General features: G+C 67.6%; 18 protein-coding genes and 1 tRNA gene. 13 read left to right on the top strand and 6 right to left on the bottom strand.

Annotated features, from left to right (window positions below; all coding sequences use genetic code 11):
* The first annotated feature begins 421 nt into the window (after positions 1-421).
* From ASG40_RS16245 to ASG40_RS16215, 7 genes are all read left to right on the top strand, one after another.
* A complete protein-coding gene (locus tag ASG40_RS16245; RefSeq protein ID WP_055888075.1) occupies positions 422-1849 on the top strand; it encodes a cytochrome ubiquinol oxidase subunit I in 1428 nt (475 codons plus the stop codon).
* 10 nt (positions 1850-1859) lie between these two features.
* Entirely contained in the window at positions 1860-2867 is a 1008-nt protein-coding gene (cydB, locus tag ASG40_RS16240; protein WP_055888073.1) for a cytochrome d ubiquinol oxidase subunit II, read from the top strand.
* Positions 2867-2998, top strand: a complete 132-nt coding sequence (locus tag ASG40_RS16235) for a DUF2474 domain-containing protein (RefSeq protein ID WP_055888071.1) — start codon at positions 2867-2869, stop codon at positions 2996-2998. The genes cydB and ASG40_RS16235 overlap by 1 nt, the downstream gene beginning before the upstream one ends.
* A 30-nt stretch (positions 2999-3028) precedes the next feature.
* Positions 3029-3613, top strand: coding sequence for a GbsR/MarR family transcriptional regulator (locus tag ASG40_RS16230; RefSeq protein ID WP_055888122.1), 585 nt, complete (start codon positions 3029-3031; stop codon positions 3611-3613).
* 423 nt (positions 3614-4036) lie between these two features.
* Complete coding sequence (locus tag ASG40_RS21925) at positions 4037-4222, top strand: hypothetical protein (RefSeq protein ID WP_156648433.1); 186 nt, start codon at positions 4037-4039, stop codon at positions 4220-4222.
* Between the two features lie 200 nt (positions 4223-4422).
* Entirely contained in the window at positions 4423-5295 is an 873-nt protein-coding gene (locus ASG40_RS16220) for an HD-GYP domain-containing protein (protein WP_244480639.1), read from the top strand.
* Positions 5296-6440: 1145 nt separating this feature from the next.
* Positions 6441-8132 carry a methyl-accepting chemotaxis protein gene (locus ASG40_RS16215; RefSeq protein ID WP_055888067.1) on the top strand — a complete coding sequence of 564 codons (1692 nt, stop codon included), beginning with the start codon at positions 6441-6443 and terminating at the stop codon, positions 8130-8132.
* A 293-nt stretch (positions 8133-8425) separates the two neighbouring features.
* Here ASG40_RS16215 and ASG40_RS16210 read toward each other — a convergent pair whose 3' ends face one another.
* Positions 8426-9712: an ArgE/DapE family deacylase gene (locus ASG40_RS16210; protein ID WP_055888065.1), complete on the bottom strand. Its 1287-nt coding sequence runs from the start codon at positions 9710-9712 to the stop codon at positions 8426-8428.
* A gap of 137 nt (positions 9713-9849) precedes the next feature.
* On the opposite strand from ASG40_RS16210, the gene ASG40_RS16205 reads away from it, so the two are divergent.
* Positions 9850-10155 (top strand): hypothetical protein, encoded by a 306-nt coding sequence (locus ASG40_RS16205; protein ID WP_055888063.1) that lies wholly within the window; start codon positions 9850-9852, stop codon positions 10153-10155.
* A 100-nt stretch (positions 10156-10255) separates the two neighbouring features.
* Here ASG40_RS16205 and ASG40_RS16200 read toward each other — a convergent pair whose 3' ends face one another.
* A complete protein-coding gene (locus tag ASG40_RS16200) occupies positions 10256-11923 on the bottom strand; it encodes a TolC family protein (RefSeq protein WP_055888061.1) in 1668 nt (555 codons plus the stop codon).
* A gap of 261 nt (positions 11924-12184) precedes the next feature.
* Here ASG40_RS16200 and ASG40_RS16195 point away from each other — a divergent pair, with 261 nt between their 5' ends.
* Positions 12185-12988: an alpha/beta hydrolase gene (locus ASG40_RS16195; protein WP_055888059.1), complete on the top strand. Its 804-nt coding sequence runs from the start codon at positions 12185-12187 to the stop codon at positions 12986-12988.
* Positions 12989-12994: 6 nt separating this feature from the next.
* On the opposite strand, the gene ASG40_RS16190 is transcribed toward ASG40_RS16195, so the two are convergent.
* Together ASG40_RS16190 and ASG40_RS16185 are read right to left on the bottom strand one after the other, a co-directional pair.
* Positions 12995-14191, bottom strand: a complete 1197-nt coding sequence (locus tag ASG40_RS16190) for a beta-ketoacyl-[acyl-carrier-protein] synthase family protein (protein WP_055888057.1) — start codon at positions 14189-14191, stop codon at positions 12995-12997.
* The gene (locus ASG40_RS16185; RefSeq protein ID WP_055888055.1) at positions 14188-14478 is read right to left on the bottom strand and encodes an acyl carrier protein; all 291 of its coding nucleotides are present in this window, start codon (positions 14476-14478) and stop codon (positions 14188-14190) included. The genes ASG40_RS16190 and ASG40_RS16185 overlap by 4 nt, the downstream gene beginning before the upstream one ends.
* 274 nt (positions 14479-14752) lie before the next feature.
* Between ASG40_RS16185 and purB the strand changes: the two genes are divergently transcribed.
* Both purB and ASG40_RS16175 read left to right on the top strand, forming a co-directional pair.
* A complete protein-coding gene (gene purB, locus ASG40_RS16180; RefSeq protein WP_055888054.1) occupies positions 14753-16060 on the top strand; it encodes an adenylosuccinate lyase in 1308 nt (435 codons plus the stop codon).
* Between the two features lie 61 nt (positions 16061-16121).
* Positions 16122-16973 (top strand): D-amino-acid transaminase, encoded by an 852-nt coding sequence (locus ASG40_RS16175; RefSeq protein WP_055888052.1) that lies wholly within the window; start codon positions 16122-16124, stop codon positions 16971-16973.
* An 82-nt stretch (positions 16974-17055) separates the two neighbouring features.
* Here the strand turns inward: ASG40_RS16175 and ASG40_RS16170 are convergent.
* Positions 17056-17140, bottom strand: a tRNA-Leu gene (locus tag ASG40_RS16170).
* A gap of 173 nt (positions 17141-17313) precedes the next feature.
* Here ASG40_RS16170 and ASG40_RS16165 point away from each other — a divergent pair.
* A complete protein-coding gene (locus ASG40_RS16165; protein ID WP_055888049.1) occupies positions 17314-18000 on the top strand; it encodes a PspA/IM30 family protein in 687 nt (228 codons plus the stop codon).
* 54 nt (positions 18001-18054) lie between these two features.
* Complete coding sequence (locus tag ASG40_RS16160; RefSeq protein WP_055888047.1) at positions 18055-18327, top strand: YiaA/YiaB family inner membrane protein; 273 nt, start codon at positions 18055-18057, stop codon at positions 18325-18327.
* Positions 18328-18470: 143 nt separating this feature from the next.
* Here ASG40_RS16160 and ASG40_RS16155 read toward each other — a convergent pair whose 3' ends face one another.
* On the bottom strand, positions 18471-18812 hold the full coding sequence (locus ASG40_RS16155) for a hypothetical protein (protein ID WP_156387762.1): 342 nt from the start codon (positions 18810-18812) through the stop codon (positions 18471-18473).
* Between the last annotated feature and the right edge of the window lie 387 nt (positions 18813-19199).

Here is a 19199-nt window from a genome sequence, read left to right as displayed (position 1 = left end):
CCGCCAAGCCATTACAGCTCAGCACCAGCCAGCCAATCCAAAAGGTGAAAACAACAACACCGCCAGGAAGCGAAACCGCGCCCCGGCGCCGCCGCCGATGGACAGCCTTATGACGGACCAACCCTCACACGTCAACACCGACACAACAGAAAAATGACAGGCCCACGAAAGGACGGAGCGACGGTGTTGCGTCCCCTGCCCGGCAACCGGATGAGGCCTCCTGGCCCATTCTACAACTCCTACCTCGGCCAATGCCGCGATATCCCGGCACGTGACGAGGACGGCGAGCTGTCCCGGTCGACGCTGGCGCTCCGAGGCGCGACATCGCTGTGATTCTGAATGTTTGGTCTTTTCAGACATTCCTGAAAGGACGATAAGGAACTGGCACAGCGCTCTCCCGAGGATCGCTCACGAGGTTCCCATGCTCTCGACGTTCGATGCCCTGCTGCTCGCCCGGATCCAGTTCGGGTTCACCGTCGCCTTCCACATCATCTTCCCGGCCTTCTCGATCGGGCTGGCGAGCTATCTCGCCGTCCTCGAAGGCCTTTGGCTTGTGACCAAGCGTCAGGTCTTCATGGACCTGTTCAAATACTGGATCAAAATCTTCGCCGTCGCCTTCGCCATGGGCGTCGTCTCCGGCCTCGTGATGTCCTACCAGTTCGGCACGAACTGGTCGGTATTCTCCGACAAGACCGGTCCGGTGCTAGGCCCCCTGATGGCCTACGAGGTGCTCTCGGCTTTCTTTCTGGAGGCGGGGTTCCTCGGCGTGATGCTGTTCGGCATGACGAAGGTCGGGCCACGCCTGCATTTCCTGGCGACCCTGATGGTGGCGGCCGGGACCTTCTTCTCCGCCTTCTGGATCCTATCCGTGAACTCGTGGATGCAGACGCCGCAGGGCCACGGGGTCAACGAAGCCGGGCAGTTCATCCCCCTCGACTGGTGGGCGATCGTCTTCAATCCCTCGTTCCCCTACCGCCTCGTCCACATGGTGCTGGCCGCCTACCTCACCACCGCCCTGGTGGTCGGTGCCGTCGGGGCCTGGCATCTCATCAAGGACCGCAGGGCGACCCTGAGCCGGACGAGCGAGGGCGCCAAGGTGATGTTCTCGATGGCGATGTGGATGGCGGCCGTCGTCGCGCCGATCCAGATCTTCGCCGGCGACCTTCACGGCATCAACACCCTCGAACACCAGCCGGCCAAAGTCATGGCGATGGAGGGGCATTTCCAGAGCCATCCCGACGGCGCACCCCTGATCCTGTTCGGCCTTCCCAACCAGGACGCCGGGCGGGTCGATTATGCCGTCCAGATCCCGAAGCTCTCCTCCCTCGTGCTCAAGCACAGCCTCGACGCGCCGCTGGCCGGCCTCGACACCGTCGACCGCAAGAACTGGCCGCCGGTGCCGGTGGTGTTCTGGTCGTTCCGCGTGATGGTGGCGATGGGCATGCTGATGCTGCTCCTGGGCGTGCTCAGCCTGTGGGCGCGGTTCAAGGGTCGGCTCTACGAGTGGACGCCCCTGCATCGCTTCGCATTGGCCATGGGCCCGGCCGGCTTCGTCGCGGTCCTCGCCGGCTGGATCACCACCGAGGTCGGGCGCCAGCCCTTCACGGTCTACGGCCTGCTGCGCACGGCGGATTCCGCCTCTCCGCTCTCGGCGCCCGCGGTCGCGGCCTCGCTCACCGCCTTCGTCGTCATCTACTTCGCGGTGTTCTCCATGGGCGTCCTCTACATCCTGCGCCTGATGGCCAAGCCGCCGATGCCCGGAGAGCACGGCGTCGAGGCCAACGTCCCGACCCGCACCGCCGGCATCACCCCGGCCCCCGCCCACGCTTACCCGCAACCGGCCGAGTGAGGACGCCACCATGATCGACACCCTCGACCTGACGGTGATCTGGGCCTTCATCATCGCCTTCGCGGTGTTCGCCTACATCGTGATGGACGGCTTCGACCTGGGCATCGGCATCCTGTTCCCGGCCTTCCGGCCGGGGGCGGAGCGCGACACCGCCATGAACTCCGTCGCCCCCGTCTGGGACGGCAACGAGACCTGGCTGGTCCTGGGCGGTGGCGGCCTGTTCGCGGTTTTCCCGCTCGCCTACGCCATCATCATGCCCGCCCTCTACGCGCCGATCATCGCGATGCTGCTGGGGCTGGTGTTCCGAGGCGTCGCCTTCGAGTTCCGCTGGCGCGATCCCGACCACCGGGCGTTCTGGGATATCGCCTTCACCGGCGGCTCGGTGGTGGCGACCCTGTCCCAGGGCATCGCGCTCGGCGCCCTCCTCCAGGGCATCAAGGTCGAGGGCCGGGCCTATGCCGGCGGCTGGTGGGACTGGCTCTCGCCGTTCACCGTGCTCGTCGGCATCGGGCTGCTGTTCGGCTACGCACTGCTCGGCGCCACCTGGCTCGTGATGCGGACCGAGGGGCCCTTGCGCGACAGGGCCCGGTCGCTTTCGCTCTGGCTCGGAGGCGCCACCCTGGTCGCGATCGGCGGCGTCAGCGCGGCCACGCCCTTCCTCGAGGGTCAGTATTGGGAACGCTGGTTCTCGATGCCCAACGTCCTCCTCACCACGCAGGTGCCGCTGCTCGTGGGCGTGGCCGGGTTCCTGTTCTTTCGGACCCTGACACGCGGCGCCGACCGCGCCCCGTTCCTGATCGCCCTCGGCCTGTTCCTCCTGTCCTTCATCGGCCTGGGCATCAGCATCTTCCCCGACATCGTGCCGGGTCGGGTCACGATCTGGCAGGCGGCAGCCCCCCATGCCAGCCAGGTCTTCATCCTGGTGGGCGCCGCGGTGCTGATTCCCCTCATCCTCACCTACACCGCGTATTCCTATTGGGTGTTCCGGGGGAAGGTCGATTCCTCGGGGTACCATTGATGGCAGGGCCATCGGTCGGGCCGGGGCCGCTCTGGCGGCGCCTCGCCTGGTTCGCCGTCATCTGGGCCGCCAGCATCCTCGCCCTCGGTGTCGTCGGTTTCATCCTCAAGACCTGGCTCAAGGCCGCGTGAGAACGTCTCGTGCCAGACCGTAAAGTCGCCCTGCCGCTCTCGCCCCTCGTCCAGACCTTCGTGCTGCATTTCGGCGAGATGGGGTCGCGCTGGGGCATCAACCGCACCGTCGGGCAGATCTACGCCCTGTTGTTCGTCTCGGAGCGCCCGCTGACCGCCGACGAGATCGTCGACCGTCTCGGGCTGTCGCGTTCGAACGTCAGCATGGGCCTCAAGGAACTGCAGGCCTGGAACCTCGTGCGCCTGCAGCACCGCCCCGGCGACCGTCGCGACCACTTCTCGACTCCCGACGACATCTGGCAGATCGTTCGCACCCTCGCGGAGGAGCGCAAGAAGCGCGAGATCGACCCGACGCTGACGATGCTGCGCGAGAACCTGATGCAGGACGCCCAGACTGGCGAGGACGGCTATGCCCAGGGCCGTCTGCGGGAGATGCACGACCTGCTGGAACTCCTCACGGGATGGTACTCCGATGTCCAGAAACTCGAGACCGAGCGCCTCCTGCAACTCCTGACCCTCGGCTCGAAGGTCCAGAAGGTCCTCGAGGCCAAGGACCGGGTGATGGGACTGCCCGCGCGCCTGCGGAGATCGAAAGCGCAGGACACCGAAGTCTGACCGGATCCTCGGCCCGTCCCCGACGGGCCGAGGCTGTGTGGACACGCGTCTGCGGCCTGGAAAGGCCTGACGGCGATGTGCGCAACCTGGGCGGGCTTTCGACCTCGCGGGCCGTAGACCCTCGACGATTGCGACGAGCCGGCCGATGGCCTCGGCACCGGGGCATGGACAGTCCGGCCGGATCCCGATCGGGATGTGACGCTTTTGACCATTGATTTGATAAAGGCCCTCCCTCCATAAATATTACGCCGCGATTGATGGCTATGCCTCTTTCTCGAAGGCTCTCAAACTCCCTTTTTATAAATCAGAACCGAATCATTGTTTGAAGATATCGACGGCTCGACGAGGCAAAAGCGAGCGCCTCGGAACAAGACGAATTGGATCGTCCTGATCCGGATCCCGAATGGGGCCGAGACGCACAGCATGGCGCAAGACGTCTTCGAGACGGGCGCCAGCATCGGCATGCCTGCCTACAGCGAACGTCCCGACGGGCTCACAGTGAAGATCATCCGCATGGACGACGTCTGCTCGGTCGACCGGGCCGGGCGCGCCGCAAGCCTCGCGGACGCCCCATCAATCGCCGGGAACCCGGCCTGGTCGTCGTCGTGATTGCGGGCGAGGGCACGGAGCCGCGCGCTCGTGCGAAGCGCGTCCTCTGGGTCACGGACGATCCGGGCCGCAACGCGGCGCTGATCCTTCAGGTCGCCCCGGCGGTGGACTGCCGGATGCACGATTTGTCCGGCGATACCGCCCCGGCGGAACCGTGTGCGACGGTGATCTGCGACGTCGCTCATCTCGACGACGGCGCCATGGTCCGCCTGCACGCCTTACGCGAGTCGTCGCGGATCAAGGGGCCGCTGATCGTCATCCAGGCGCGGGAAAGCCGCCGCACCCGCCTCCAGGCGATCAAGCTGGGCGCGACGCACATCCTGTCGGGCCCCGTCGACGTGCAGCGCATCCGTTCCGCCCTCGGGGTACAGGAAGAAGCACCGCCACGGCCGCTCGCCCCGCATGTCGCCGCACAGGCGGCACGGGTCAGTGCCTTCTATACCGACGTGTTCGTGGCCGATCGCCCGATCACGCCGACCGTGATCGACAACGGAACGGAGCTGATCGAGCGCGCGATCCGGGAAACCGGCATCCGGGACTGGATCGGGGCGATACACCGCTTCGACGATGCCACGCATCAACACTGCTTGCTCGTCGCCGGCATCGCGGCGGCGTTCGCCACGCATCTCGGGCTCGGCGCCCTCGACCGGCACCGCCTGACCAAGGCCGCGCTCGTGCACGATGTCGGCAAGATCCACGTCCCGACCGCGATCCTCAACAAGCCAGGGCGCCTCGACGACGCCGAGATGGCGGTGATGCGACTCCACCCGGCGCGGGGACATGCCATGCTCGCCGACCAGGGCTTTTCGACCGAGCTGCTGACCGTGGTGCGCTCGCACCACGAGATGTTGGACGGTTCGGGCTACCCGGATGGGCTGAAGGAGGCGGAGATTCCGGATCTGGTGCGCCTCGTCACGGTCTGCGACATCTACGGGGCGCTGATCGAACGGCGTTCCTACAAGCCGCCGATGCCGTCGGCGCAGGCCTACGCGATCCTGACGGCAATGGAGGAGCGCCTGGACCCCGTGCTGGTGCGGGCGTTCGCGCCCATCGCCGACGCCTTCTCCCCCTGACCCCGCGGCTCTCCCCGCTCCCGCCATGAGGCCGGCAGGGTTTTCTCAACGTCCCCTCCGGCCGCACCAGTAGGACCGCCGTCCGCATCGCGGCGCGCGATGCATGGTCCGTGGCCTCCCGGTTCGCGATCACCACGGAGGCTCCTTCATGTGCGCGGACGGCTGGGGCGAGGTCGATCCGATGCCCTCGCAGGCCGATTGCGGTCATGCTCGGGCGCCGCGCGGGCTCGATGATGCGGGGCCCGCTTAAAGCGAGCGGACCCCCCGTCTGCTTTTCCGGTCCTATCGGATTCGTTGCGACGTCACCCCGATCGCGTCACAGAGAAGAATCTGCGACAGGCCTTCGCGCTTTTGCAAACATCGATGCGCGCTCGTGTGAGCCGATGCAGATCGGCGGTGTCATGACGATCTATAAAAGCGATGCCCCTCAAGGTTTTATCGCCTTTGCACGATGTGCCAGCGGCTACGCTGATGCCACGGATTTCGATCCCAGGAACTCGATCACGGCGATCGGTTGTCCCTCGCATCGAGTGGCGACCTGCGTCGTCGGGTCGGCAGTGGAGCGGGTGAGCATATGCAAACGCGAACCCCGGCCGATCGCCGCGGCGGACCGAAGCGTGGCTCGTACAAATGGATCAGGCCTCGACCCCAACAGCGGCCATTGCTTCTGATAATTTCGAATAAAAGACGTTATTTAATATTGCTAATTAAATAAACTGATTATTTAATTTTCTAAGAAACCTAAATGAAGATTTGATAACGAATTTTATTAAAACGACCCGCCCTTCAATCTCGAACGCCGAGCCATGTTTCTTTTGCGGAACCTCGACCCGCGTATATGCCTTTCTTTCTGACCAAAGTTTATAATTCAATCTTGAATCAATATAATTACATTCATATTTATGTTGTCCATAAAAATATGGATGTTGATTTTTGCATTAACATAAATATTCTTATCTTATCAATTAAAAAATGATAGTCCTTTGCATCGATCTTTTACATGTAATAATATTGAATTCAAATTTTATACTAAGGATAATATAACTACGGCTGCTTACTGAATAGACAGACGATTTAATCAATTTTTAACGGTAGACTTGCCATTGTTATAACTGAACCAGATGATTTTCCAGAAGGCCCGACCAATGAAATTTTTCGGTAACCTCAGCCTGCTGACGAAGATCGCCCTTCCCCTGGCGATCACAGCGCTCTTGGCGGCGGGCCTCGTCGCCTATGCCCGATCGGCCCTCGTCACCCTCGCGGAGCAGACCAACCAGATCGCGCAGGTCCAGGCGGCGCGGCAGGCTCAGATCCTGACCGTCCAGATCGCAGTCACGGAAGCGACGATCCAGAACCGGAACATCCTGATCGAGACGGATTCCGCGAAGCGGCAAGGCTATTACACCCGGCAGCTCGCCTCCATCAAGACGGGCTACGACGCCATGGATCGCCTCGTCCAGCTCGCGGACACCGAGCAGCGAAAGACGGCGAACCAAACCCTGCGGGCGAGACTGGAATCCTACACCGAGGTTCTCCAACGCTCGACCGCCCTCGGCATGAAGGGTGACGCCAGCTCCGGAATGCAGCTTGCCCAGGAAGAGGCGGCACCGCGGCGCGCGAAGATTCGGGAGGAAATCGGAGCTCGCACCGCGCTCCTGGAGCAGGAACTCAAGGTCGCGTCCGGCGACGCGGAGCGCCTCGCGGCCTCGTCGACCACCCTGCTGATGGTGTCGGCCGGCCTCGGCCTCTCGGCCGCCCTGGGGCTCGCCGCCGCCATCGTCGTGCTGGGCGTGTCGCGCCCCATCGGCCGCATGACCACCGCCATGGGCCGGCTCGCCCGGGGCGATCTGGAGATTGCCGTCGAGGGCGTTGAACGGAAGGACGAGATCGGCCTGCTGGCGCGCTCCCTCGCCGTGTTCAAGGACAACGCCGTAACGGCCCGGCGCCTCGCGGCCGAGCAGGAGGTCGAGAACGCCGGCAAGATGCGCCGCGCCGAGATCCTCGAGGGTCTGACCAAGCGCTTCGAATCCGACATCTCGGTCCTGACCGATGGCCTGGCGGGTGCGGCCACGGAGATGGAGGCCACCGCTCAGTCGATGTCCGCCACCGCCGAGCAGGCGATCCAGCAGGCGGTATCGGTGGCGGGTGCGGCCGAGCAGACCTCCGCCAACGTGCAGACCGTGGCCGCGGCCAGCGAGGAGATGTCGGCCTCGATCCAGGAGATCGTCGGTCAGGTGAGCCAATCTTCGACTTACGCGGACCAGGCCGTGGCGGATACGCGCCGGACGGAGGCCACCGTACAGCGGCTCGCCGTCGTCGCCGACAGCATCACCGACGTGGTCGCCATGATCCAGACCATCGCGGGCCAAACCAACCTGCTGGCGCTCAACGCCACCATCGAGGCGGCGCGCGCCGGCGAGGCCGGACGGGGATTCGCCGTGGTCGCGACGGAGGTGAAGGAACTCGCGGGGCAGACGGCGCGGGCCACCGAAGACATCCGCGTGAAGATCGGCGAGATCCAGGGCGCGACGGGCGAGGTGGTGAGCGACATCGCCCGCATCGGCAAGACCATCGCCGACATGTCCGGCTTCTCGTCCGGCATCGCCGCGGCGATGGAGCAGCAGGGCGCCGCGACCCAGGAGATCGCCCGCAACGTGCAGGAAGCCGCCCAGGGCACCCAGAACGTGACGAGCAACATCGAGCACGTTCGCATCGGCGCCGGAACCACCAGTGCGGCCGCCACCCAGGTGCTCGGCGCGGCACGGGAGCTGTCGCGCTACTCCGAGAGCCTCGGTGAGGAGGTGAAACGCTTCCTGTCAGGCGTGAAGGCGGCCTGATTCAGCATAGGACAAGCATGGCGGCCTTCAGGTCCGGAGGCCGCCCTCGTCGTTCCCGATCGGGGCGACAACGACCAGACGATGGGGCGACGGCCTTCTCATAACCATGTCCTGTACCTGAAGACTGGCCGCGCCGCGCCCGCGCCCTCTCTCGTGCCCGCCCGCCGGCCCAGTTCCTCGACGCTCAGATGGCAGGCGATGGGAGCCATGATCCCCTTCGCGAGGAGATGCCAAGGCGAATCCCGCGTCAGATCAGCGGGAATCCCGCCGTGGTCAATCAGCCGGGCCCCGTATCAGGCGACCGGCTCGGTCCCGCACCAGCGCGCGATGAACAGAGCCATCGCCGTAGTGACCCGCTGCAGCGACGACAGGCTCACGCGCTCGTCGAAGCCGTGGATGTTCTCGCCGACCGGGCCGTAGCAGAGGGCCGGCACCCGGTCGTAGAGGGCATGCACGCGGGCATCGAGATAGCAGGGCATCGTCACGCTTTGCATGGCATCGCCCGTGGCGGCCCGGTGGGCGTCGGCCAGGACCGCTTCGGCGTCCGACCCTTCGTCGAGGACATAGCCTTGCGCGAAGAAGCCGTCGAAGGTCACCTGCGGCGGCGTGCGGCATAGGAAAGGATCGGTGGCGGCGACATCGGCGACACACGCCTCGATCGCCCGAGCGGCCGCGTCGGCCGCCATGCCCGGATAGAGGGCGATCCGGCACGAGGCGCGGCACCAGGCCGGGACCGACGAGGCCCAGTCGCCCCCCTCGATCCGGCCGAGGTTGAGGTTGATGGGATGGGCGAGCGCCGCGAAATGCGGGTGCCGGTCCTTCTGTGCGTTCCAGGCCGCCTCGAGACCGCGCAGGGCCGCGATCACGCGGTAGACCGCGTCGATGGCGTTGGCGCCCTCCCCCATCTCGCGGACATGGACCGGCCGACCCCGGACCTCGACCGTGAACCAGAGGACGCCCACGTTGGCCCGCACCAGCCGCTCGTCCATGGGTTCGGGGATGAGCACCGCCTCGGCGCGGTAGCCGGCCAGGTGGGTCATCAGGGCGCCGTTGCCGGTGGATTCCTCCTCGACCACCGATTGCAGGATCACCTCCGCGGCCGGCTGGTGGCCGAGGCGGCGCAGCGCGTCGAGGGCGAAGAGGTTGGCGGCGTGGCCCGCCTTCATGTCGGCCGCACCGCGCCCGTAGAGCCAGTCGCCGACGATCGCCGGCTCGAACGGGGAATGCGTCCAGAGATCGCCCGGCCCGGCCGGGACCACGTCGACATGGGCCTGGAGGATCAAGGACCGGCCGGCCGTTCGGCGCGGGCGATGCCGGCCGATCACGATGGGCGCATCCGAATGTTCAGCCGTGACGGGCGCGCCGCCGGAATGGGCGGCGATGGCCACGGGGTCGAGGGCGAGTTCCGCCACCTCGTAGCCGCGCCCGGCAAAGGCCCGCGCCGTCCAGGCCTGGACCGCGTGCTCGCGTCCCCGCGTCGAGGCGAACCCGACGAGGGCACGGGTGTGCGCGATCTGCCCGGCGAATCCCTCGGCGACCGCGGCGGCGATGTCGTCGTCGGAGGGAGCGGTTCCTGTCATCGCAACGCCTTTCGAAGGGGGTTCGATCACGGTCCCCATCTGGCGCCGAGCCCGCCATGGCCGACGCGATTGAACAGAACCCGGCCTGCCGCGGTTGGCCCTGCAGAGATCGCTTTCGGATCCTTCGGAGTCATACCATGCGCAGCACCACTTTCGCCCTCGCCGCCTCGCTCGCCCTCGCCCTCGGCAGCGGTGCCTTCGCCCAGACGCCCGCCGGCGGCGGCAGCGCCGAGGGTAACCTCAACAACCCCGGCAGCGTGAAGAGCAATGGCGAGAAGGCGATGGAGCGCAGCACCGGATCGGCCACCGGACTGCCCGACACCGCCACCGGATCGACCCGGACGAACCCGGCGATGGTTCCTCCCGGCGCTGGCCCGGCAGGAACCGGCATGCCCCCGGGCACCGGCGGCACCGCCGGCGGTCCGGGCGGCATCAACCGCTGAGGCCAGCGCTCCTCACGACGCATCCACGACAACGGGAAGGCCGGGCTCAAGCCCGGCCTTTTTCATGTGAAACGACGATCCGAGGCTGGGCCGGGCCGACCTACCCCTTGTCGCGGGCGTCGGTGCGCAGCCCGATCGGTTCTGCCCTGCCGCCACGCACGACGCCGGATTTGGCGGGCGCCGGCTTTTCGGGAACGGATTTGGCGGTGGCCATCGTGGCCGGAGCGGGCTTGCCGACATCTGCGCGGACGGGGCCACCCATCGATGGGGGCAGCGAGAGCGCCGGGCGTTCGCCCGAGGGCCGTCGCGGCAGCGCGGCCCCTTTCCCCGTCGTGTCCCGCGCCGTCGGCTTGCCGGTGATGGCGGGCGCGAGGCTTCCCGTGGTGAACGGATCGCCGGGCGGCGGGGCGAGCAGCGCGATCGGTCCCGCCACCAGTCCCGGAGCGGGCGACCCGAGGCGCCCCATGGCGGCGGCCAGGGCGAAGGCGAGGCGGTCGCGCTCGGCTTCGCCGGTGGCGAGCAGGATCTCGGCGATCGCCAGTTCGGAGCGGCTGTTGAGCTCGTCGATGACGGTCCGGAAACCCGCGCCGCGCTCGATCTCGTAACCGTGCACCGCCCCGCGCAGGGCCGCGACGCGCCGGGCGAGGGTGGCGACCTGCGCCTGGTAGGCGGCGCGGCGCTGGAACACCGTCCTGGCGCTGGTCACGGTGCGGAGGATCGCGTCCTCGGTGTCGTAGAACTTCTGCTGGGCGAAGGCGGAGGCCTCGGCGATCCGCGGATAGGCGCCGGGCTCGTAGAGCGGGATCCTGGCCTGGACCTGCGTCGTGGTCTCGCGGATGCTGCGCAGGGTCGGCGTGATGTCGGTCTGCCGGCCGTGGGTGAATTGCAGGGAGAGCTGCGGCAGCAGCGCACCCTTGGCCGCATCGGCGAGCTGGCCGGCCGCCTGGGTCTCGAGGCGGGCCGCGGCCAGGCGCGGACTCTCGGCGCGCACGATGTCGGCGAGCTCGGCCTCGCTGCGCGGCAGCGGCGGCAGGCGCGGTGGCGACAGCCGCGTGGCGGGGATGCCGGTGATGCGGGTGAAATCGATCTCGGACGCCTTGAGGTCGGCGATGGCGAGTTCGACCCCGGCGCTGGCGTCGGCGACGCGGGAATCGGCCAGGGCACTGTCGGTGAGGGTGGCATCGTTGACCGCCACCTGCGCCTCGACCCCGCGCCGGATCGTCTCGATGCTCTGGAGCTGGCGCTGGCGATGGCCGAGGACCTTGCGGTCGCGGATCACCGCCAAATAGGCGGCCGCGGTCTCGAACAGCAGTTGCTGGCGGACGTCGTGGGTGATCAGGCGCCCGGCCTCCGCCAGGGTCCGCGCCGACAGCAGCGAGTTCCAGCGCTGGAAACCGTCGAACAGCGGCAGGTCGACGGTGATGCCGTATTGGTTGGGGCGGTAGCGCGGCGTCGAATCGACCCCCGCATCGAAGATCGGCAGGTCGGGATGGTACTTGATCTTGCTGTCGAGGGGCTTGGAGCCGACCAGCGCGATGCTGGGGAGGAACGCGTCGATGGTGCCGCGCAGGCGGGCCTCGGCTCCGTCCTGGCGCGCCTTGTCGGAGCGCAGCACGTAGCTCTGGTCGAAGGCGAAGTTCTGCGCCGCTTCCAACTGCTGGGCCGCGACCGGCGCGAGCGGGGCGAGCGCCCACGCGACGGACAGGGCGGCGAGGCCGCCTCTCGCCCGGCGGCCGGTGCCGCGTTTCTCGCCTGCGCGCCACTGCACCGGACCCGTACTCCTCAGGTTCACGCGATCGAAGGCGATCGCCCCTCGGCCCCGCCGCCCCCTTATGGTTAGCGTGCCGCTAAAATTCCCTTAAGCATTGGTGGAGCGCGCCGTCCCATCCGGTTTGTTTACGACTAGGGCGTAGTTTGCGGAGGTTCGACGGACGATAGACTGTCGACGATGGTCGACCAGACGGCGCACCGTATGTCCAGACATCCAGCCGATAGCCTGGGCGGACAGCGGATCGAGGCGAGGCGAGCGATGATGCGTCCGGCAGGTTACGCGGCCCTGTTCGCGGCGGGCACCTTCGCGGTGGCCCTGGCCTACGAAGGTGCCGTCCGCTACCTGCGCGCCCAGGTGTTCCAGCCCGATCCGGGCCCGATCACGGCGGTGACCCGCGACGGCGTCGCCTTCTCGCCCCTCACCCTGACCCGGGCCGACGGCACCACCGTGACGGGGCTGCAGGCGACGGGCTCCCGGCCGGGCAAAGCCGTGGTGGTCTATCTCCACGGCAACGGCGGCAGTGCCCTCACCGGCGCCCACGACGCGGCGATCCTGGCCACCGTCGGCTACGATCTCGTCATCGCCGATTACGCGGGCTACGGCGGCAACCCCGGCTCGCCCTCCCAAAGCGGGCTCGTCGCCGATGCGGACGCGTTCCTCGCCAGGGGCCACGTCATCGCCGAGGGGCGCCCGCTCCTGCTGATCGGCCACTCCCTCGGAGGGGCGCTCGCCGTCCTGGTGGCGGAAGACGCTCCGATCGCCGGGCTCCTGACCATCGGTGCCGTCGCCCGGCTGTCGGACCTCGTCCCGGTCCTGGCCCGCCCGTTCCTGCGCGACCGCTTCGACGCGCTGGCGTCGGCCTCGCGCGTCACGGCGCCGTGGCTCATCGCGCACGGCGAGGCGGACGAGGTCGTCCCCGCCTCCGACGCGGTCCGTCTCGCCGGCGCACGGGCGCAGTCCCGCCGTGAACTCGACATCGCGACGGGTCTCGCCCACCCGGTGGAACCGGCCAGTCTTCTCGGGCTCACCGAGCGCCTGTTCGCGATGCGTGCCAGATCCTGACGCCGGTCAGGACAGGCTCGTGAAGACCAGCGAGGCGTTGAGCCCGCCAAAGGCGAAGGAGTTCGACATCGCCACCGGGATCGGCATCGTTCGGGCTTGGTTGGGGATGTAGTCGAGGTCGCAATCGGGATCGACCCCGTCGAAGTTGGCGGTCGGCGGAGCGATGCCGTGCTGCATGGCCAGCACCGTGGCGATGGCCTCGAGGGCGCCGGCCGCGCCCAGGGCGTGGCCGGTCACGCCCTTCGTCGAGGAGGCCGGCGGGCAGGTGGCCGCGCCGAACACCGCCTTCATGGCGGCGGTCTCGCTGCGGTCGTTGGCGGTGGTGCCGGTGCCGTGGGCGTTGACGTAGGCCACGTCCGACGGCGAGAGGCCGGCGTCGGCCAGGGCGAGGCGCATGGCCCCGGCCATGCCCTCGACGTTGGGCGCCACGATGTCGGCCGCATCGGCGTTGGAGCCGAAGCCCGCGACCACGATGCCGGACCGATGGCCACGGCGGGCGGCGTGTTCGGCCGTCTCCAGAATCAGAATGCCGGCCCCCTCCGAGAGGATGAGACCGTCACGCCCGGCCGCGAACGGCCGGCAGGCGGTCTTCGACATGATCCGCATCGATTCCCAGGCCCGGATCGTGCCCACCGACAACGGCGCCTCGCAGCCGCCGGTGATGACGATGTCGGCGAGCCCCCCGCGCAGGAACTGCAGGGCGAGCCCGATGGCGTGGGTCGCCGAAGCGCAGGCGCTCGACGTGACGAAGCATGGACCGCGCGCGCCCGTGGCGATGGAGACCCAGCTCGCCGACGAACTCACCATGGCTTTCGCCACGGTCATCGGATGCAGCCGCTTGTTGTTCTGGCCGTAGAGCCGGACGTATTGGTCGTCCATGCTGCACTGACCGCCGGCCCCGTTGCCGAGGATGACCGCGGCCCGCGTCGGATCGGGCAGGCCCTCCGCCAACCCGGCGTCGGCCATGGCCTGGCGGGTGGCCGCCAGGGCGAAGAGGGCGCTGCGGTCGCAGGCGGAAGTCGCGATGCCGGGGTCCTTCAGGATCCCGGCGTCGGTGATCTGCGCTACCGTCACCCCCGATCCCGGCAGCCCGACGGCCTCGCCGAGCACCGGCGCGGCGGCCACGAGGCTCGCCCAGAACGTCTCGGCGCAAAGGCCGTTGGGGGCGACGACCCCGACGCCCGAGACGACGACCGTGGTCACGCGGCGATCTTCCGGGTCTTGAAGCTGGCGATCTCACCGGCCAGGTCGCCGATGGTCTTCAGGTCGGTGAACTTCAGGTTGGCGTTGAAATCGAGGTCGATGCCGTAATGGTCCTCGATCTTGAACAGGATCTCGACGAAGTCGAAGGAATCGATGCCCACCGCCTCGATCGTGGTGGCAGCGGAAAGCGGCTCGCCCGCTTCCGTACGGTAGGGCTGCAGGGTCTCGATGAGGAACGCGACGACGGAATCGTGCGTGGCGTCTTCGATCTTGGACGGTGTGCTCATGGTCCGCTCCCCCTCGATAAGTTGTCGATGTCCGATGAAGAGAGGCTAATCCGTTCAAGTTAGTCATGCAATTTCTGATCAAAATTAATCTTAATCGGGCCGTCACTGATCAGGCCATGACCAGCCCACCGAAACCGCCCGCTTCGGAACCGGAGAGGGCCTCTGCAAGGCCGGACCCGTCTTGCCTTCCGCACCCTCATCACCTAGCGATCCCGTCATCAGTCCGGAGGCCGATCCGGCGACCATCGCGGTCCGTCCGCAGGAGCCGTCTTCAATGATCCCCCGCTACAGCCGCCCCGAGATGACGGCGATCTGGTCGCCCGAGACCCGCTTCAGGATCTGGTTCGAGATCGAGGCGCATGCGACCTCGGCGCTGGCCGAGATCGGCGTCGTTCCCAAGGCGGCGGCGGACGTCATCTGGGAGAAGGGCCGCGACGCGGTGTTCGACGTCGCGCGCATCGACGCGATCGAGGCGGTGACCAAGCACGACGTCATCGCCTTCCTCACCCATCTCTCCGAGATCGTCGGCCCGGAGGCGCGCTTCGTCCACCAGGGCATGACCTCGTCGGACGTGCTCGACACCTGCCTCAACGTGCAGCTCGTGCGGGCCGCCGACATCCTGATTGCCGACGTGGACGCCCTGCTGGCGGCGCTCAAGCGCCGCGCCTACGAGCACAAGCTGACCCCGACCATCGGGCGCTCGCACGGCATCCACGCCGAGCCGGTCACCTTCGGCCTCAAGCTCGCCCAGGCCTACGCCGAGTTCGCGCGGGCCCGGGCCAGGCTCGTGGCGGCACGCGAGGAAGTGGCCACCTGCGCGATCTCGGGCGCCGTCGGCACCTTCGCCAACATCGATCCGCGCGTGGAAGTCTATGTGGCGCAGGCGATGGGGCTAACCCCCGAGCCGGTCTCGACCCAGGTGATCCCGCGCGACCGCCACGCGATGTTCTTCGCGACGCTGGGCGTGGTGGCGAGTTCGGTGGAACGGCTGTCGATCGAGGTGCGCCACCTGCAACGCACGGAGGTGCTGGAGGCGGAGGAGTTCTTCTCCGAGGGCCAGAAGGGCTCCTCGGCGATGCCGCACAAGCGCAACCCGGTGCTCACCGAGAACCTCACCGGGCTCGCCCGCATGGTGCGCTCGTTCGCCCTGCCGGCCATGGAGAACGTGGCGCTCTGGCACGAGCGCGACATCTCGCATTCCTCCGTGGAGCGCATGATCGGGCCGGATGCGACGGTGACCCTCGACTTCGCCCTGGCCCGCCTGACCGGCGTGATCGACAAGCTCCTGATCTATCCCGAGCAGATGCAGCGCAACCTCGACAAGCTCGGCGGCCTCGTCCATTCGCAGCGCGTGCTGCTGGCCCTGACCCAGGGCGGCCTCTCGCGCGAGGAATCCTACCGCCTCGTCCAGCGCAACGCGATGCCGGTGTGGCGCGGCGAAGGCGAGTTCCTGGCGCTGCTCAAGGCCGACGCCGAGGTGACCGCCGTCCTCGGCCCCGCCGAGATCGAGGATTGCTTCGACCTCGGCTACCATTTCAAGCATGTGGACACGATCTTCGAGCGGGTGTTCGGCGCCCCCTGAGGGCGCACGAATCCTGCTTTCGGCCCTACGACCGGCACCCGTTCGCGCGAGGAACCACGACGTGTCTGAAGCCCGCATCGTCTATCTCAACGGCGCGTTCCTGCCCTTCGACGAGGCCAAGGTCTCGGTGATGGATCGCGGCTTCCTGTTCGCCGACGGGATCTACGAGGTCTCGGCGGTGCTGGACGGCCGGCTCGTCGACAACGCGGCCCATCTCGCCCGCCTCGACCGTTCGCTCGGCGAGATCGGCATCCGCAATCCGCACACGATCGAGGGCTGGGTCGGCCTCCAGGAGGAGCTAGTACGGCACAACGGGCTCACGGAGGGCCTCGTCTACATGCAGGTGACGCGCGGGGCGTTCGAGCGCGATTTCGCGTTCCCGCCCGCCGAGACGCCGCCCACCGTCATGATGTTCACGCAGGCCAAGACCGTGGCCAACAACCCGCTGGCCGAGCGCGGCGCCAAGGTCGTCACCGTGCCCGACATCCGCTGGAAGCGGCGCGACATCAAGTCGGTCGCCCTGCTCGCCCAGGTGCTGGCCAAGCAGGAGGCGGCCAAGGCCGGCGTCGCCGAGGCTTGGATGGTGGAGGACGGCTTCGTGACCGAAGGCTCCTCCTCCACGGCCTTCATGGTGGCCGGCGACGCGATCGTCACGCGTCCGCTTTCGACGGCCCTGCTGCCCGGCATCACCCGCCTCGCGGTGATGCGACTGGCCGGCGACGAAGGCCTGCGCGTCGAGGAGCGCCTCTTCACCGTCGAGGAGGCCGTGGCCGCCGACGAGGCGTTCTACACCAGCGCCTCGGCCTTCGTGATGCCGGTCGTCGCCATCGACGGACGGCCGGTCGGCACCGGCGAACCCGGCCCCCGCGCGCGGCGCCTGCGCGACCTCTACCTGGAGCTGGCGCGCGCCTAGCGGTACGGCGATATCCGGACGGCCACGCTCGCCCGGCCGCCTGCGTCGGCGTCTCTGGGAAGAAGGCGTCTCGGGGAAAAAATGGTGCGGGCGGTCGGAATCGAACCGACACTCCTTGCGGAACCGGATTTTGAGTCCGGCGCGTCTACCAGTTCCACCACGCCCGCAACGCTCGCCTCTTGGCACAAGTTTCGGCGCTCGGCCAGTGGGAGCCGACGTCCCGGCATGTCGGGCCGACGAGCGCCTTTATTTTGAACGGCGTGCAGAAACACACTTACACACCGTTCAAAATACCTCATATGAGAACCGTGAACACGCTTCACGGGTCCGGAGGTCATCCATGTTCAAGCTTTTCAGGATTCTCGCCCGCGGCGCCGCCGCCCAGGCCGAAGAGGATCTGTTCGATCGTCATGCCCTGCTGGTCCTCGATCAGCAGATCCGGGAAACGCGGGTGTCCCTCGAGCGCAGCAAGCTGGCGTTGGCCACAGCCCTGGCGGGCGACCGGGCCGAGGCACGGCGGCGCGAGGAGGTCGCCGCCAGGATCGACGACCTGGAGACGCGGGCCGTCGCGGCCCTGAGCGGCGGTCGCGAAGATTTGGCGGCGGAAGCGGCCGACACCATCGCGGACCTGGAAGGCGAAATCGCGGCCATTGCCGCGGCACGGTTGCGGTTCGGCACCGAGATCGGTCGCCTGCGCCATCTCGTGGCCGACGCCACCCGGCGTCAGGCGGATCTGGAGCGTGGGCGCCGCATCGCGGCTGCCGCCGAAGCCGTCCGGCGCCTGGGCGCCAGCGCCGCCGGCAGCGACCGCGCCACCCTGCGCGAGGCGGAGGCGACGCTCCAGCGCCTGCGTCGCAACCAGGTCGAGGCCGCGGACCTCGACGAGGCGCGGGCCGAGGTCGAACCGGGCCAGGACATCGCCGAAAAACTCGCCCGCGAGGGCTTTGGAGCCGCGAGCCGGCCGCGGGCAGGAGACGTCCTCGAACGCCTTCGCCAGAAGGCGACCATGCAGCCGGCCGGCGCCTGAACGACCCCACCCAGGCACCATTCCCCTCCCTCGTCACGCTTCAGGAGATCGATCATGAACAACGAAACCACGCAGCATTCCGGCGCCTGGGTCGCCTTCACCTACGCCTCGTTCCTGGGCTCCCTCGTCATGGTCGCCCTCGGCATCCTGTTCATGCCGATGGACATCTGGGTGAAGGGCTACCTGACCATGGGCGTGGTCATGCTGGTCCAGTCCTGCATCACCGCCACCAAGACCATCCGCGACGTCCACGAGGGCCGGCGCATGGTCAACCGGATCGAGGACGCCAAGACGGAACGGCTGCTCATGTCGGTGGGCAAGGACTGATCCGGCTCGACCGCGATGCGGCCACCCGAGCGTGTCCCGCGACGGGTGTCCGCGATCGCGGTGGGGCACCCGGACGGCGACAGACCCGACGGCGCCCAATCGAGCCGCACGATGTCCCGACCGCGGTGCCGGGTCGCCGGATCTCAGGCGGCGATACCCTGGGCAGGGATATTCCGGGCAGGGATGTCCTGGGCAGGGATGTCCTGCGCGACATAGGCCGTCATCATCTCGCAGACGGCGCGGTGGGCGTAGGTGGCGACGCTCTCGTTGCCCAGGACGGGAAAGGCATCGACGATCCTGCGGCCGGCAAGGACCTGTCCGATTTCGTCGGGCGTAAAGCCGTCCTCAAGGGCCGCGGCGGAGGCCGCAAGCCCGTAGAGGCGCGGGATACGGTGCTTCTCCCGGCCCGGCAGCGCCGCCGCAAGGAGTCGCGGGCGCGCCGTGTCACTCCGCCTGTCGTCGTCTCTCATGGCCGTGGCCTCCATCCGATCCTGTGCCAAATCCGTCCTGCTCGCACCTCGAAAGGCGACAGGGTTCTGGCCGCTGAAAGAACGAGTCTGGTATCGCCTTCATTGTCGTTCACCTCGGGTCGGGACCGCCGTTGCTCGGCGACGTCAAAGATTTACCTCTTCCTTGTCGGAATGTGCTTCCAAAGTTCCCTCCCTTGGGAGATCGCACCTCGCGAAGCGGTCCCGATGCGGAGAAGACCGCGACGTCGCCCGTCCCGACCCAGGTGGGCAGCCATCTCCGTCATCGAGCGGGTCTCGTTCCGCGAGCACTCGTCGCCGGTGGCGATGCCCGAAGGGACCGACCCGCGACGTCCCGCAGGCGCATGCCGCGGACCGGGGCCATTCACGATACGAGCGTCGAAG

The organism is Methylobacterium sp. Leaf399, from assembly GCF_001424525.1.
Lineage (GTDB): Bacteria > Pseudomonadota > Alphaproteobacteria > Rhizobiales > Beijerinckiaceae > Methylobacterium.
The sequence above is the reverse complement of the archived record's forward strand: the minus strand, read 5'-3'. Positions and strand labels throughout refer to the sequence as shown.